This window comes from Streptomyces sp. NPDC048479 (assembly GCF_040651435.1).
Classification (GTDB): Bacteria; Actinomycetota; Actinomycetes; order Streptomycetales; family Streptomycetaceae; genus Streptomyces.
The window spans coordinates 1-15,684 of record NZ_JBEZKA010000024.1; the positions used below are offsets into that span (position 1 = coordinate 1).

A 15,684-nucleotide genomic window follows, 5' to 3' on the forward strand; every position below is an offset into this window, starting at 1 on the left:
CTCGCTCGCCACCGAGTCGTGGCTGTCGGCGGCGTCCTTCCAGGAGACGACCAGGGTTCTGTCCCCGTCCGGGACCGGGCCGCGGCATACAGGCTCGGCTGTCGCGGACCGCGAATGCCATTCGCTGCCATTACGTGACCGCTACTTGACCGCGCCCGCCGTCAGGCCCGCCACCACCTGCCGCTGGAAGATGATGTACGCCGCGAGCACCGGCAGCATCGCCATCACCAGACCGGCGAAGAGTCCGGACCAGTCGCCCTTGTAGCCCTGGCTGACGGCCAGCTCCACCAGACCCTGCGAGAGCACCTTCTTGTCCGGGTCGGTGTTCAGCACGGTCGGAAGCATGTACTGATTCCACTGCCCGAGGAAGTTGAAGATGCCGACGCTGATCAGTCCGGGCCTGGCCATCGGCAGCATGACCTGGAAGAAGGTCCGGGTGTGCGAGGCCCCGTCGATCATGGCCGCCTCGGCCACCGAGGTCGGCAGCGTACGGAAGAACGCGGTCAGGAAGAACACCGTGAACGGCAGTGAATACGCAATGTAGACCAGGATCAGGCCGTGCAGCGTGTTCAGCAGTGCGATGTTGTTCAGTACAAAGAAGAGCGGCACCAGCGCCAGCATGATCGGGAAGCTCATTCCTCCGATGAAGAGGAAGTAGATGAAGCGGTTCCCCGGGAAGTCGAAGCGCGCGAGGACATACGCGGCCATCGATCCGAGCAGCAAGGTGCCGACCAGCGAACCGCCCACCACCAGAACGGTGTTGAGGAAGTAGTCGCTCATGTGCGCCTGGCTCCAGGCCCGCGACCAGTTCTCGAAGTGCAGCGAGTCGGGCAGTGACCACGGCGAAGTGAAGATCGCCTTGTCGCTCTTGAAGGAGGTCATCACCGACCAGAGCAGCGGCATGATGACCATGATCGCCCAGACGACGAGCACGCCGTGCGAGAAGAGATTGAGGACACCGCCCTCACTGCTCTTCACCTTGGAGGGCGCAGCGTTCGTCTTCGCCACCGGCGGGCGCTCCTGGGAGGCGCCGGCGGGCGGGGCGTCAGTGGTTTTCACCGGGATTCACCTCGTGCTGTCATGCCGGCCACCGCGACCGAGCTGCTTTTCTGCCGGGGGTCCGGGGGGTGTCCCCCGGGAAGACACAGCATCAGAACTCCAGCCGCTCACGCCTGCCCAGCTTCATCACGAGGGCTGCGAAAGCCAGCGTGACGACGAGCAGGGCGACACCGATCGTGGTCGCATATGCCGCCTGGCCGTCCCGGAAGGCGGTCTGGTAGACGTACAGCGTGAGAACCGTGGTCGAGTAGTCGGGTCCGCCGGGCCCCACGGTCATGATCTGGACGACCGCGAAGGACTCCGCGCCCAGAGCCAGGATTCCCATGTAGACCCAGCCCGACTGCACGGTGTCCCACAGGAGCGGCAGGGTGATACGGAAGAAGGTGGTGAACCGGTTCGCGCCGTCCAGCAGCGCCGCCTCGTAGAAGTCCTTGGGGATGGACGCCATCCCCGCCGAGAACAGGACGACGAAGAAGCCGACCGTGCTCCACACCAGGACCGCCATGACACACCAGAGCGCCAGGTCGGGGTCGCCCAGCCACTGCGGCTGTACGTCGTCGAGGCCGACGGCCTTCAACGCTCCGTTGATCGCACCGTCGTTGGGGTTGTACGCGAATTGGAACAGCAGGGCGACAATCGCGATCGACAGCACCTGCGGGAAGAAGTACGCGATCTTGTAGAAGGACGAACCGCGCACACCGGCGATGGCGGCGCCCTTTCGGCGCCGCCCGCCGACATTGAGCATAAAGGCGAAGAACAGCGCAAGGCCGATCGTCACCAGCGGCAGCAGTAGCGCGAACCACAGGCTGTGCTGCAGCGACTTCCAGAAGACGTCGTCGTCCAGCATTCGACTGTAATTGTCGAAGCCAACCATTTTGAAGTCCGGGCTCAGGCCTGTCCAGTCCGTGAACGAGTAGTAGATGGACTGGATGAACGGCCAGATGACGAAGATTGCGTACAACGCCAAGGGGGTCGCCAAGAACCCCACAATGAACCGGTACTTGCCGTGTTGCATGGTTACCGACCCCGATCTTCCGGCGAGTGCCGCCGCTGGTGACGCCTGCTCACTGGTGCTTGTAGTGCTTGATCGACTGGTCCTTGGCCGCCGCGTCGGCGAAGCCCTGGATCTTCTTGATGGTTTCCGCGGGGGTCGCGCGGCCGGCCATCATCTCGCCGAGACCGGCGACGCCGATCTGCTCCTTCTGGAGCTTCACGTACCAGTCCTGAAGACGCGGGTTGACGACATTGTCACCGGCCTTCTTCAGCGCGTCGACGCCGGACTGCATCGCCGTCGACAGGGTGAGGCCGTCGGTGCCGCCGTTGAATGCGGTCAGCGACTTCACCTGCTGGGTGAAGCTCTTCGACGAGGCCTCGCTGAGCATGATGCGCAGCTGCTCCATGCCACCCTCGGCGTTCTTCGCCTTCGCCGGGACGACGAAGGGCTCACCGCCCGAGGCCCAGATGGTGCCGAACGGCAGCTTGTCGGACTTGTCGAGGCTGGAGGGCGCGGCCACCATCATCTTGAAGTCCTTGGGCGTGGTCTTCGCCGCCTCGTTCTCCACCCAGGAGCCGTTGGGGATGAAGAGCGCCTTGCCCTGGGTCCAGGCCGTCTGGGACTGGATGTGGTCGATGCCGGGCGTGCCCTTGAGGATGTAGCCCTTCTGGTAGAGCTCGTAGTACGCCTCGAACGCGGCCTTGACAGCCGGGTGCTCCCAGGCCTTCGGCTCCAGGTTGTCGATCGCGTCGAGGACCTCACGGCCACCGATCTTGGCGATGAAGGGGTACAGCGAGAACGGCAGGTAGTACGGGTACTTGCCCGCGTAGGTCCAGCCGGCGATGCCCTTCTTCTTCGCCTTCTCGCACAGGGCGAGCATGTCGTCCCAGGTCTCCGGGTACGTGGCGTCGAGCTTCTCCAGCGCGGTCTGGGAGTACCACACGCCGTACACGGTGTAGGCGTAGTAGAGGATCCAGACCGGGTCGCCGTCGAACTGGCCCATCTCGACGATGCCCGGGCGCAGGGTGTCGCGCACCTTCTTGTTCGGGTCGTCGATGGACGGAGCGTCCAGCAGCGGAGTGAGGTCGGCGAGCTGCTTCTTGCCCACCAGGACGCCCATGTCCATCTGCTGGGCGCCGGAGTTGTCGATCAGGTCCGGCGGGGTTCCACCGTTGAAGCGCGGCTGCAGCTCGGACTGGATCTTCTGCGTCGCGCGGTGCTTGACCTTGGGGGCCTTCGGGAAGGCCTCCTGGTACTTCTTCTCGGCGTCCAGGGCGTACTGCTGGCCGAAACCGCCGTCGAAGATGACGACCTCGAGCTGCGCCGTCTCATTGACGCTGAGCGGATTCTTGGCAGTCTTCTTGCCCTTGTCGACCTTCTTGCCGCCGCCGCTGTCGCTGCTCGCACAGGCGGACAGGAAGCTCATCGTCGGAACGGCGATCAGGCCGAGTGCGGCAGACCGCTTGATCAGATCGCGACGGCCAAGGCCCTCATTGTTGTGAGCGGAGGTGGATCCCATGCTCAAGTCCTCGCCTTCTCCAGGACTCAGGCGGTGTACCGGTCACCCGTTCGTATTCGCCTAGGCGAAGGGCCCCGCCACCGCGGTCAGTTGCGCTTGGGTCGTGCAGGGTTGGGCATGAGGGACGGGCGGAATACCGGCAGGTGTAGTACTGAGGCATCCGCCATCCCCCGTCCCCCGTGTCCGCCGCCGAGCGACTGTGCCAAGGCTATGCAGACGCCGACAGGTATAGTCCACTTCCCGCCAGCTGGGCAAGATCGAATGCAGGTTTGAGCGGCAGTCTTTCCCGAGTTGAGACCTCGCGGATATCCCGGATATTCAACACCCTTGACACCACCGCGCACTTGCCTCCCTACTGGATCCTGCGGATCGCGCCTGACAACGTTGTCCAACACTTTTCCACGGGAGGAAAAGATCAGGATGCAGCCCAGAACCGGACCTCGGCACAGACACGCCCATACGGCCGCGGCCGTGGTGGCCGCATCACTTCTCGTGGTGACGGCCCAGTCGGCCGCCATCGCCCGGCCCGCCCAACCCGCCGGACGCGACGGGGAGTTCCGCTCCTCCTTCGAAGCGGACGAACCCCAGCCGGACTGGCGCAATACCGTTGATATCGGAGCGGACGGACAGAAACGGGCAGAAGGAGTCGATGGCGGATTCGCCAGTGGAATTCCGGGCAACGTCACCGACAAGGTAATAGAACTGCGCGCCAGCGACGAAAACTCCGGCGCAGGCGAGACCAAGGAGAATCTGGTCGATCTCCAGCCGGGCACCAAATGGCTGGGATTCGAGCCCACCGCCTGGATCGAGTTCGACGCGGATGCGCCGGTCAAGGTCGTCACCTATGCGCTGACATCCGCGAACGACCACGCCGAGCGCGACCCCAGGGACTGGACCCTGAAGGGCTCCGCCGACGGCAAGGAGTGGAAGGTCCTGGACACCCGCGAGGGCCAGACCTTTGAAAAGCGCTTCGAGACCAAGACGTACGACATCGCCGATCCCGCGAACGTGACGGCGTACGCGCACTATCGCCTGGAGATCACCAAGAACAACGGCGCCTCCGATGCCACCCAGCTCGCCGATGTCCAGTTCTCCAACGGCGACACCAGCACGCCCGTGCCGGTGGATATGCGTACCCAGGTCGACCGCGGTCCCGGCGGCTCCCCCACCGCCAAGGCGAATGCCGGATTCACCGGCAAGCGGGCTCTGAAGTACGCCGGTACCCACAAGCCGGACGGCCGGGCCTACTCGTACAACAAGGTCTTCGACGTCAACACGGCCGTACGCCGTGACACCGAACTCTCGTACCGGATCTTCCCGTCCCTGCCGGAGACGGATCTCAACTACCCGGCCACGAATGTGTCGGTGGATCTTGTCTTCACCGACGGCACCTATCTGAGTGATCTGAAGGCCACCGACTCCCACGGCGGGCTGCTGACCCCCCAGGGCCAGGGCGCCGCCAAGCGGCTCTACGTCAACCAGTGGAACCAGGTCGCGTCCAGGATCGGCACGGTCGCGGCCGGCAAGACGGTCGACCGGATCCTGGTGGCGTACGACTCCCCCAAGGGCCCGGCGAAGTTCCAGGGCTGGATCGACGACATCGCCCTGGCGTCCAAGGCTCCGGAGAAGCGGCTTGCCCACCTTTCGGATTACGCCTCGACCCTCCGCGGCACCAACTCCAGCGGCTCCTTCTCGCGCGGCAACACCTTCCCCGCCACCGCCGTCCCGCATGGCTTCAACTTCTGGACTCCGGCGACGAACTCCGCGTCCAAGAGCTGGCTGTACGAGTACGCGCGCGGCAACAACGCGGACAATCTGCCGACCGTGCAGGCCTTCAGCGCCAGCCATGAGCCGAGCCCGTGGATGGGTGACCGGCAGACCTTCCAGCTGATGCCGTCCGCGGCCGCCGGCACCCCGGACACCGACCGGGCCAAGCGCGCCCTCCCCTTCCGCCACGAGAAGGAGACCGCGCGTCCGCACTACTACGGCGTCACGTTCGAGAACGGCCTCAAGGCGGAGCTGGCCCCGACCGATCACGCGGCGATGATGCGGTTCACCTATCCCGGTGACGATGCGAGCGTCATCTTCGACAACGTCACCAAGGAAGGCGGCCTGACCCTCGATCCGGGCACCAGCTCCTTCACCGGCTTCTCGGACGTCAAGAGCGGGCTGTCCACGGGCGCCACCAGGCTCTTCGTGTACGGCGTCTTCGACGCGCCGGTCACCGCGTCGGGCGCCGACGGCGTCACCGGCCATCTCCGCTTCGCGGCGGGCACGGACCGCACGGTCAATCTGCGCCTGGCCACGTCACTGATCAGTGTCGACCAGGCGAAGAAGAACCTCGCCGACGAGATTCCGGCCGGCACCCGCTTCGATCGGGTGAAGGAGCGCGCGCAGGGCGCCTGGGACGATCTGCTCGGCAGGGTCGAGGTGGAGGGCGCCAACCGGGACCAGCTCACCACGCTCTACTCCAGCCTGTACCGGCTCTACCTCTATCCCAACTCCGGGTTCGAGAACACCGGCACCGCGTCCCGTCCCAAGCAGCAGTACGCGAGCCCGTTCTCGCCGATGACGGGCCCCGACACGCCGACCCGTACCGGCGCGAAGATCGTCGACGGCAGGGTCTATGTCAACAACGGCTTCTGGGACACCTACCGGACGACCTGGCCCGCGTACTCCTTCCTCACTCCGAAGAAGGCGGGCGAGCTGGTGGACGGCTTCGTCCAGCAGTACAAGGACGGCGGCTGGATCTCCCGCTGGTCCTCGCCGGGCTATGCCGACCTGATGACCGGCACCAGCTCGGACGTGGCCTTCGCCGACGCGTACGTCAAGGGCGTGGACTTCGACGCCGAGGCTGCGTACGAGGCGGCGCTGAAGAACGCGACCGTGGTACCGCCCAGCTCGGGCGTCGGCCGCAAGGGCATGGAGACCTCACCGTTCCTCGGCTACGCCTCCACCGACACGCATGAGGGCCTGTCCTGGTCGCTGGAGGGCTACCTCAACGACTACGGCCTGTCGAAGATGGGCCAGGCCCTCTACAAGAAGACCAAGAACGCCCGTTACAAGGAGGAGTCCGAGTACTTCCTCAACCGGGCCCGTAACTACGTCACGCTCTTCGACTCCAAGGCCGGCTTCTTCCAGGGCCGTGATCCCAAGGGCGACTGGCGGGTTCCGTCCGACCAGTACGACCCGCGGGTGTGGGGCTATGACTACACCGAGACAAACGGTTACGGATACGCGTTCACCGCACCTCAGGACTCCCGCGGTCTGGCCAATCTCTACGACGGCCGCTCCGGTCTCGGCAAGAAGCTCGACACCTACTTCTCCACCCCGGAGACGGCCTCGCCCGAGTTCGTCGGCTCCTACGGCAGCGTCATCCATGAGATGACGGAGGCCCGTGACGTACGGATGGGTATGTACGGCCACTCCAACCAGGTCGCGCACCACGTCACGTACATGTACAACGCCGCCTCGCAGCCCTGGAAGACCCAGGAGAAGGTGCGCGAGGTGCTCTCCCGCCTCTACACCGGCAGCGAGATCGGACAGGGCTACCACGGCGACGAGGACAACGGCGAGCAGTCCGCGTGGTATCTCTTCTCCGCGCTCGGCTTCTATCCGCTGGTGATGGGCAGTGGCGAGTACGCGATCGGGTCGCCGCTCTTCACCAAGGCGACCGTCCATCTGGAGAACGGCCGCGACCTGGTGGTCAAGGCCCCGAAGAACAGCGCGCAGAACATCTATGTCCAGGGCCTGAAGGTGAACGGCAGGACCTGGAACTCCACGGCTCTGCCGCACGATCTGATCGCGCGGGGCGGCACGCTGGAGTTCGCGATGGGCCCGGAGCCGTCCTCCTGGGGTACGGGCAAGAACGCCGCCCCGGTCTCCATCACCCAGGACGACAAGGTGCCGTCGCCGCGCCACGATGTGATCGCGGCGGACGGTCCGCTCTTCGACAACTCCTCCGCGACTCAGTCGTCGTTCCAGTCGGCGGAGCTGCCGGTGGCGTCGAGGACCCGCGCGGTGCAGTACACCCTCACCTCGGCCACGAAGGACAAGGCCCCGGCGGGCTGGGTGCTGCAGGGCTCGAATGACGGGACGGCCTGGCAGGACCTGGACAAGCGGACCGGTCAGACCTTCGCATGGGACAGGCAGACCCGCGTCTTCACCGTCGGGAACCCTGGTGCGTACTCGAAGTACCGCCTTGTGGCGGCAGGTACGGCGGCGACGCTCGCGGAGGTCGAGCTGCTCTCCTGACGTATCGAGTTCGTCACACATCACCACAGGCCCGCACCCGGTCCCACCGGGTGCGGGCCCTTTTGTCCCCTACCGGGCCCGCCGCGGACCCACTCATTCCCCTTCAAATCGATTGACTCGTAAGGATGTTGTGCAACGATCACGAAGATCCTGCGATGACCACTGAGGTATATCGCGCCTCATCACACATGGAGTGCATACGTGGCCAATCTTCCCGGCCGTAAGCGCGGACGCGTGCTGTCGCGTCTCGCCGTCGCAGCCATAGCCGCTGCCCTGGTCGGAACCTCAGCCGGGGCAGCCATGGCCGACACCCCGGCTCCTCAGCCGCTGAAGGACGTCGACGTCAGCCGCCTGCTTGCGGCGCCGTCGAACGCGCCCGCCGCGGCACAGGCCGCCGCCGCCCCGGTCTACCTGCTCTGGGCGGTGGACAAGAAGTCCGACGCCTACCTCTACGGCCCCAACGGGAAGGGCAGCTTCGCCGCCCGCAGCTACGTCTCGAGCGGCTGGGGCCCGGTCAAGAACGTGGCCTCGATGGACCTCAATGCGGACGGCAAGTACGACGGCGCCTGGAGCTGGGACACCGCCGGCAACGTCTTCTTTGCCGACGACACGAGCAGCCGCCAGGTGGGCAAGGGTTGGAACATCTACAACCTGGTCCTGTCGCCGGGCAACCTCGGCGGTACGGTGCAGGACGACATCCTCGCCCGGGACAACTCCGGTGTGCTCTGGCTCTACAAGGGCAACAGCAACGGCACGGTCACCGCGCGGGTGAAGGTCGGTCCCGGCTGGAACGCCTACTCACACATCACCGGCAAGGCCGACCTGTCAGGCGACGGCCGCACGGACATCCTCGCCAAGGACAAGACCGGCGCGCTGTGGCTCTACAAGGGCACAGGCAACGCCGCCGCGCCCTTCTCGGCCCGCACCAAGGTCGGCGCCGGCTGGAACATCTACAACAAGGTCATCGCCAACGGTGACCTGAACCTGGACGGCCTGGCGGACGTCGTCGTGCGCGACGCCGCGGGCGCGCTGTGGATGTACAAGGGCAGCGGCAAGGCCACCGCCCCGTTCAACACCCCTCGCGTCAAGGTCGGCTCGGGCTTCAACGTCTACCCCAAGCTGTTCTGATCCGGCAGCTGCCGGCACCGTAGCCCACACAAAAGGGCCGCACCCCCGTCACCGGGGACGCGGCCCTTTTGCTGCCTACGCCGTACTGCCGTGCTTACTTGCGGATCAGGTTCCGCAGCACGTACTGCATGATGCCGCCGTTGCGGTAGTAGTCCGCCTCACCCGGGGTGTCGATACGGACAACCGCGTCGAACTCCACACCCGTGTCGGTGGTCACCTTGACCGTGCGCGGCGTTGTGCCGTTGTTCAGCTCGGTCACACCGGTGAAGGAGAAGGTCTCCTCGCCGGTCAGACCGAGGGCCTGCGCGGAAGCGCCCTCCGGGAACTGCAGCGGCAGGACGCCCATGCCAATGAGGTTCGAGCGGTGGATGCGCTCGTACGACTCGGCGATGACGGCCTTGACGCCGAGCAGCGCGGTGCCCTTGGCGGCCCAGTCGCGGGACGAGCCGGAGCCGTACTCCTTGCCCGCCAGGATCACCAGCGGGGTGCCGGCGGCCTGGTAGTTCTGCGAGGCGTCGTAGATGAACGACACCGGAGCGCCGTCCTGGGTGAAGTCGCGGGTGTAGCCGCCTTCGGTGCCCGGCGCGATCTGGTTGCGCAGCCGGATGTTGGCGAACGTGCCGCGGATCATGACCTCGTGGTTGCCTCGGCGTGAGCCGTAGGAGTTGAAGTCGCGGCGCTCGACGCCGTGCTCCGTGAGGTACTTGCCGGCCGGGGTGTCGGCCTTGATGGCACCGGCCGGGGAGATGTGGTCGGTGGTGACCGAGTCGCCGAGCTTGGCGAGCACCCGGGCGCCGGTGATGTCCTCGACCGGGGTGGTCTCCATCGTCATGCCCTCGAAGTACGGGGGCTTGCGCACGTAGGTGGACTGCGGGTCCCACTCGAAGGTGTTGCCGGTCGGGATCGGCAGAGCCTGCCACTGGGCGTCGCCCGCGAAGACGTCCTGGTAGGACTTGTTGAACATGTCCTCGCCGATGGAGTTGGCGACGACGTCGTTGACCTCGGCCTCGGTCGGCCAGATGTCCTCGAGGAAGACCGGCTTGCCGTCCTGGTCGATGCCGAGCGCGTCCTTGGTGATGTCCACCTTCATGGAGCCGGCGAGGGCGTACGCGACGACCAGCGGCGGGGAAGCCAGGTAGTTCATCTTGACGTCGGGGTTGATCCGGCCCTCGAAGTTGCGGTTGCCGGAGAGCACCGACGTCACGGCCAGGTCGTGGTCGTTGACGGCCTTGGAGACCTCGTCCGGCAGCGGGCCGGAGTTGCCGATGCAGGTGGTGCAGCCGTAGCCGACGAGGTTGAAGCCGACCTTGTCGAGGTACGGGGTCAGACCCGCCTTGTCGAAGTAGTCGGTGACGACCTTGGAGCCCGGGGCGAGGGTGGTCTTGACCCACGGCTTGCGGGTCAGGCCCTTCTCCACGGCCTTCTTCGCGACGAGCGCGGCGGCGACCATGACGTACGGGTTCGAGGTGTTGGTGCAGGAGGTGATCGCGGCGACGGTGACGGCGCCGTGGTCGATCTCGTACGTCGAGCCGTCAGGGGCGGTGACCGTGGTCGGGCGGGTCGGGACGCCGTTGTGCTCGGCCGGCGCGTCGGAGGCCGGGAAGGACTCCTTGCCCGCCTCGTCGTCGTCCTCGACGTAGTTGCGGACGTCCTGGGCGAACTGCTGGGCGGCGTTGGCGAGGACGATACGGTCCTGCGGGCGCTTCGGGCCGGCGATGGAGGGGACGACCGTCGCGAGGTCGAGCTCCAGCTTCTCGGAGAAGTCGGGCTCGGCGGACGGGTCCAGCCAGAGGCCCTGCTCCTTGGCGTACGCCTCGACCAGCGCGACCTGCTGCTCGTCGCGGCCTGTCAGGCGCAGGTACTTCAGGGTCTCGTCGTCGATCGGGAAGATCGCGGCGGTGGAGCCGAACTCCGGCGACATGTTGCCGATGGTGGCGCGGTTGGCGAGCGAGGTGGCGGCGACACCTTCACCGTAGAACTCGACGAACTTGCCGACGACGCCGTGCTTGCGCAGCATCTCGGTGATCGTGAGCACCAGGTCGGTGGCGGTGGTGCCGGGCTTCAGCTCACCGGTCAGCTTGAAGCCGACGACGCGCGGAATGAGCATCGAGACCGGCTGGCCGAGCATCGCGGCCTCGGCCTCGATGCCGCCGACGCCCCAGCCCAGCACACCGAGGCCGTTGACCATGGTGGTGTGCGAGTCGGTGCCGACAAGAGTGTCGGGGTACGCCTGGCCGCCCCGGACCATGACCGTACGCGCAAGGTGCTCGATGTTGACCTGGTGGACGATGCCGGTGCCGGGCGGGACGACCTTGAACTCGTCGAAGGCGGTCTGACCCCAGCGCAGGAACTGGTAACGCTCCTTGTTGCGGCCGTACTCCAGCTCAACGTTCTGCGCGAAGGAGTCCTTCGTACCGAACTTGTCGGCGATCACGGAGTGGTCGATGACCAGCTCGGCGGGCGCGAGCGGGTTGATCCTCGCCGGGTCGCCGCCGAGCTCCTTCACGGCCTCACGCATGGTGGCGAGGTCCACGACACAGGGCACACCGGTGAAGTCCTGCATGATCACGCGGGCCGGCGTGAACTGGATCTCCTGGCTGGGCTGCGCCTGGGAGTCCCAGCCGCCGAGCGCCCGGATGTGGTCGGCGGTGATGTTCGCGCCGTCCTCAGTGCGGAGAAGGTTCTCCAGCAGCACCTTCAGGCTGTAAGGGAGGCGCGCGGAGCCCTCGACCTTGTCCAGCTTGAAGATCTCGTACGACTCGTCGCCCACGCGCAGCGTGCTGCGGGCGTCGAAGCTGTTCGCCGACACGACAGTCTCCTTCATCAATATGCGCGTACCTACCACAATGCTGCCGCCACGGCTCCTCGCCGATCCGCTAAGGTAAGGCTTAGTTAGGTAACCCTTATCGATTGGCGGCCGCGGTACGCCTTCGGCAGATATCTCGATGTCGAGATAACTCTAGTACATGACCGCTGCCGGGTCATGCCCGGACCTCGCCCGAAGACACGGGCCGGGCGCCCGTACGGCGGCGGTGCGCTTGCCGCGCCCCTGCGCCCGACTCAGTATCGGAGCATGTTCGGCGGTGCGCATGTGCTCCTCTACAGCCGGGACGCGGACGCGGACCGCGCCTCCATCAAGGATGCGCCCGGATTCACTCATCTCGACGCCGGACGCGACCGCCTCGTCTTCGAACCGCCACCGGCGGAGATGGCCGAACTCCCGCTGCACGAACCGCGACGCCCGGCTGCCCACCGGCTGCCACCCTGACGGCCTACCCATGCACGATCACATCTCATATCTGAGATAGCGTGCAGCCATGGCAGACGACTACCTCGTACGCATCGGCAAGCTCATCCGTGACGCCCGTCAGCATCGGGGCTGGACACAGACGCAGTTGGCCGAGGCACTCGGCACCAGCCAGAGCGCGGTGAATCGCATCGAACGCGGCAACCAGAACATCAGCCTTGAGATGATCGCGCGCATCGGTGAGGCGCTCGACAGCGAGATCGTCTCGCTCGGCTACGCCGGGCCCATGCACCTTCGGGTGGTCGGCCGACGCCGGCTCTCCGGCGCCATCGATGTCAAGACGAGCAAGAACGCGTGTGTGGCGCTGCTCTGCGGCTCGCTGCTCAACAAGGGCCGTACGGTGCTGCGCCGAGTCGCCCGTATCGAGGAGGTCTTCCGGCTGCTCGAGGTGCTCAACTCCATCGGGGTGCGCACCCGTTGGATCAACGAGGGCGTGGATCTGGAGATTGTGCCGCCCGCGCAGCTCGACATGGACGCCATCGACGCGGAGGCCGCCCGCCGGACCCGGTCGATCATCATGTTCCTCGGTCCGCTGCTGCACCGGATGGACACGTTCAGGCTGCCGTATGCCGGCGGCTGCGACCTCGGTACGCGGACCATCGAGCCGCACATGATCGCGCTGCGCCGCTTCGGTCTCGACATCACCGCGACCGAGGGGCTGTACCACGCGAAGGTGGAGGGCACGACCGTGCCCGACCGCCCGATCGTCCTGACCGAACGCGGCGACACCGTGACCGAGAACGCGCTGCTGGCCGCGGCCCGGCACGACGGTGTGACCGTCATCCGCAACGCCTCCTCCAACTACATGGTCCAGGATCTGTGCTTCTTCCTGGAGGCGCTGGGCGTCAGGGTCGAGGGCATCGGGACGACCACGCTCACGGTGCACGGCGTGCCGACCATCGACGTGGACGTCGACTACTGCCCCTCCGAGGACCCGGTCGAGGCGATGAGCCTGCTCGCCGCCGCGGTCGTCACCGAGTCCGAACTCACCATCCGCCGTGTCCCGATCGAGTTCATGGAGATCGAGCTCGCGGTGCTGGAGGAGATGGGCCTCGACCACGACCGCTCGCCGGAGTACGCGGCGGACAACGGCCGTACCCGGCTGGTGGACCTGACGGTCCGGCCCTCCAAACTGGAGGCCCCGATCGACAAGATCCACCCGATGCCCTTCCCCGGTCTGAACATCGACAATGTCCCGTTCTTCGCGGCGATCGCGGCGGTCGCCGAGGGCAAGACGCTGATCCACGACTGGGTCTACGACAACCGCGCGATCTATCTGACGGACCTCAACCGCCTGGGAGGCCGCCTCCAGCTGCTCGACCCGCACCGCGTCCTGGTCGAGGGCCCGACCCGCTGGCGCGCGGCCGAGATGATGTGCCCGCCCGCACTGCGGCCTGCCGTGGTGGTGCTACTGGCGATGATGGCGGCCGAGGGCACGTCCGTACTGCGCAATGTGTACGTCATCAACCGGGGTTACGAGGATCTGGCGGAGCGCCTCAACTCGGTGGGCGCGCAGATCGAGATCTTCCGGGACATCTGAGGCATCTCCGGGTCAGGAGGTTTTTCTCCGTCTTGGGCGTCTGTGGGCCGTCGACCGTGTCAGCCACTCACGGAAGACATGTGTGCCGTCCCGCACCTGGGTTGCGATGGCTTTGTGGCTCAATCGCCGGCCCGCTCGCTGCCCTCTGAGCGGTGAGGTCACCGCTCAGAGGGCTCCGAAGACCTGGGTGACGTCGGGCGCGCGGCCGGACGGTCACCTTCGGCGAGGCGTTGCTTCTCAGTCGGTGCAGGTGGTGCCGGGTGCGGGCAGCGCGCGGGTGGTCAGGTAGCGGTTGGTGGCCTCCTGGACGCACTTGGAGACCAGGAACATGCTGTAGTCGTCGCCTTCGTGGCCGAGGACGACGCTGCCGGGCAGTTGGGCGGCCATGGCCGCGCCCGCGCGGTAGGGGGCGAGGGCCTGGTGGGTGGACTGGAGGATCAGTGCGGGCGGTGCGCCGTGGACCGGGGCGCCCGCCTTGACGGGCTTGGCCGGGGTGGGCCAGCCGAGGCAGCCGGCGATGGCCTTGTAGGAGCGCACGGCGCCGCCGAGGTGCGGGGACACGTGGGCGAGTTCCTTCCGCAGCTGGGTGAGCTGGGCGAGGGTGTGCACCGGGCGGGCGTTGTCGAGGCAGGCGGGCACCTGTACCTGGACCGGGTCGAGGGTGTCGTCCGGGTCGTGGGTGAAGTCCGTCGCGTCGCCGCCCCGGGCCTTGACGATGGCCTTCGCCAGCTCCGGCCAGGAGAGACCGGACAGGGTCAGGTAGTCCTGGGTGGCCTCGCGGATGTCCTCACCGGTCAGCGGCTGGTGGGCCCTGCTCCCGGTCGGGACCGGATCGCGGTCGGCACGCGCGACGAGGGCGTCGTACTCGGCCGCGGCGTCCTTGCCGTGCAGGGCGCAGTCCTTCGACGCGGCGCACCAGGCGGTGAAGCGGGTGAAGGCCGTCTCGGCGGTGGCCGCCTCCTGGGTGACCCGCGAGAGAGGCGAGCCGGTGTCGTCCAGGGCGGTGTCGAGGACCATGGTGCGCAGCCTGCCGGGGTAGAGCTTGGCGTAGGTGCGTCCGAGGAGCGTGCTGTAGTGGATGCCGTACCAGTTCAGCTGCCGTTCGCCCAGCCCGATCCGGACCGTCTCGAAGTCCCGCGCGGTGCTGGTCTGGTCGACGTGGGCGGTGAGCCGGCCGTTGCGGCGCAGGCAGTCCTCGGCGAAGGCCCGGTTGTGGGACACGAGCGCGTTGAACGCGGCCCGGCCCTGCGGGAAGTGGCTGACTCCGGCGGGCTTGAGCGGTTCGCCGCAGAGGATCGGCGTGCTGTGCCCCACTCCGCGCGGGTCCACCGCGACCAGGTCGAACTTCTGGGTCATGGCGCCGGCGAAGTTCGGCATGCCGATGTGCATCGCCAGTCGCAACTGCTCGATGGAGGAGCCGCCGGCTCCGTCGTTGAGGAGCAGGGTGCCCTGGCGGTGGGCCCGGTCATCCGCCGGGCGGCGGACCAGGGCGAGGGTGGTGCTGCCCTCGTGGGGGTGGGACCAGTCCACTGGTACCTGGATCGATCCGCACTGCATGTGCTTGAAGTCGGTGTCGGCGCAGGCGTGCCAGTCGATGTCGTTGGCGGGGGTCCGGTGGTCGGCGTCCTCGGTCTGCGCGAGCGCCGGTACGGCGATGGTGGCTACGAGCGCGGAGAGGGCGGCGATCCAACCGGCGCTTTTCCGGATTCTTGTCATGTCGACTTCCTTGGTCGTGTGCCTCGGCCTGTGCGGGTTCGAGGCGTTGTCCGGGGTGCTCCGGGAGGAGGCGGGGGCCAGGGGGAACGGCGATGCTTACGGAGCTGTGGGCGGTGCCGGAGCGGTGAGCGTCCCGCGGGCCGGCAGCTGCCTTGGTGGGATGGCGT

General features: G+C 66.8%; 9 protein-coding genes. 4 read left to right on the forward strand and 5 right to left on the reverse strand.

Annotated elements, in window-relative coordinates:
- Positions 1-141: 141 nt before the first annotated feature.
- The 3 genes from AB0D12_RS30615 to ngcE form a co-directional block, all read right to left on the reverse strand.
- Positions 142-1,059 carry a carbohydrate ABC transporter permease gene (locus AB0D12_RS30615; RefSeq protein WP_362689846.1) on the reverse strand — a complete coding sequence of 306 codons (918 nt, stop codon included), beginning with the start codon at positions 1,057-1,059 and terminating at the stop codon, positions 142-144.
- Between the two features lie 91 nt (positions 1,060-1,150).
- Positions 1,151-2,074, reverse strand: coding sequence for a sugar ABC transporter permease (locus tag AB0D12_RS30620; protein ID WP_362689849.1), 924 nt, complete (start codon positions 2,072-2,074; stop codon positions 1,151-1,153).
- Between the two features lie 49 nt (positions 2,075-2,123).
- A complete protein-coding gene (ngcE, locus tag AB0D12_RS30625; protein ID WP_362689852.1) occupies positions 2,124-3,572 on the reverse strand; it encodes an N-acetylglucosamine/diacetylchitobiose ABC transporter substrate-binding protein in 1,449 nt (482 codons plus the stop codon).
- A 420-nt stretch (positions 3,573-3,992) separates the two neighbouring features.
- Between ngcE and AB0D12_RS30630 the strand changes: the two genes are divergently transcribed.
- Together AB0D12_RS30630 and AB0D12_RS30635 are read left to right on the forward strand one after the other, a co-directional pair.
- Positions 3,993-7,826 carry a GH92 family glycosyl hydrolase gene (locus AB0D12_RS30630; protein ID WP_362689855.1) on the forward strand — a complete coding sequence of 1,278 codons (3,834 nt, stop codon included), beginning with the start codon at positions 3,993-3,995 and terminating at the stop codon, positions 7,824-7,826.
- Positions 7,827-8,027: 201 nt separating this feature from the next.
- Entirely contained in the window at positions 8,028-8,954 is a 927-nt protein-coding gene (locus AB0D12_RS30635) for a VCBS repeat-containing protein (RefSeq protein ID WP_362689858.1), read from the forward strand.
- Positions 8,955-9,048: 94 nt separating this feature from the next.
- Here AB0D12_RS30635 and acnA read toward each other — a convergent pair whose 3' ends face one another.
- On the reverse strand, positions 9,049-11,763 hold the full coding sequence (gene acnA, locus AB0D12_RS30640; RefSeq protein ID WP_362689861.1) for an aconitate hydratase AcnA: 2,715 nt from the start codon (positions 11,761-11,763) through the stop codon (positions 9,049-9,051).
- Between the two features lie 264 nt (positions 11,764-12,027).
- Between acnA and AB0D12_RS30645 the strand changes: the two genes are divergently transcribed.
- Together AB0D12_RS30645 and AB0D12_RS30650 are read left to right on the forward strand one after the other, a co-directional pair.
- The gene (locus tag AB0D12_RS30645) at positions 12,028-12,222 is read left to right on the forward strand and encodes a hypothetical protein (RefSeq protein WP_362689864.1); all 195 of its coding nucleotides are present in this window, start codon (positions 12,028-12,030) and stop codon (positions 12,220-12,222) included.
- A 49-nt stretch (positions 12,223-12,271) separates the two neighbouring features.
- Complete coding sequence (locus AB0D12_RS30650; RefSeq protein WP_362689866.1) at positions 12,272-13,801, forward strand: UDP-N-acetylglucosamine 1-carboxyvinyltransferase; 1,530 nt, start codon at positions 12,272-12,274, stop codon at positions 13,799-13,801.
- Between the two features lie 237 nt (positions 13,802-14,038).
- Here the strand turns inward: AB0D12_RS30650 and AB0D12_RS30655 are convergent, their stop codons facing one another.
- The gene (locus AB0D12_RS30655) at positions 14,039-15,517 is read right to left on the reverse strand and encodes an alpha/beta fold hydrolase (RefSeq protein WP_362689869.1); all 1,479 of its coding nucleotides are present in this window, start codon (positions 15,515-15,517) and stop codon (positions 14,039-14,041) included.
- Positions 15,518-15,684: the final 167 nt, after the last annotated feature.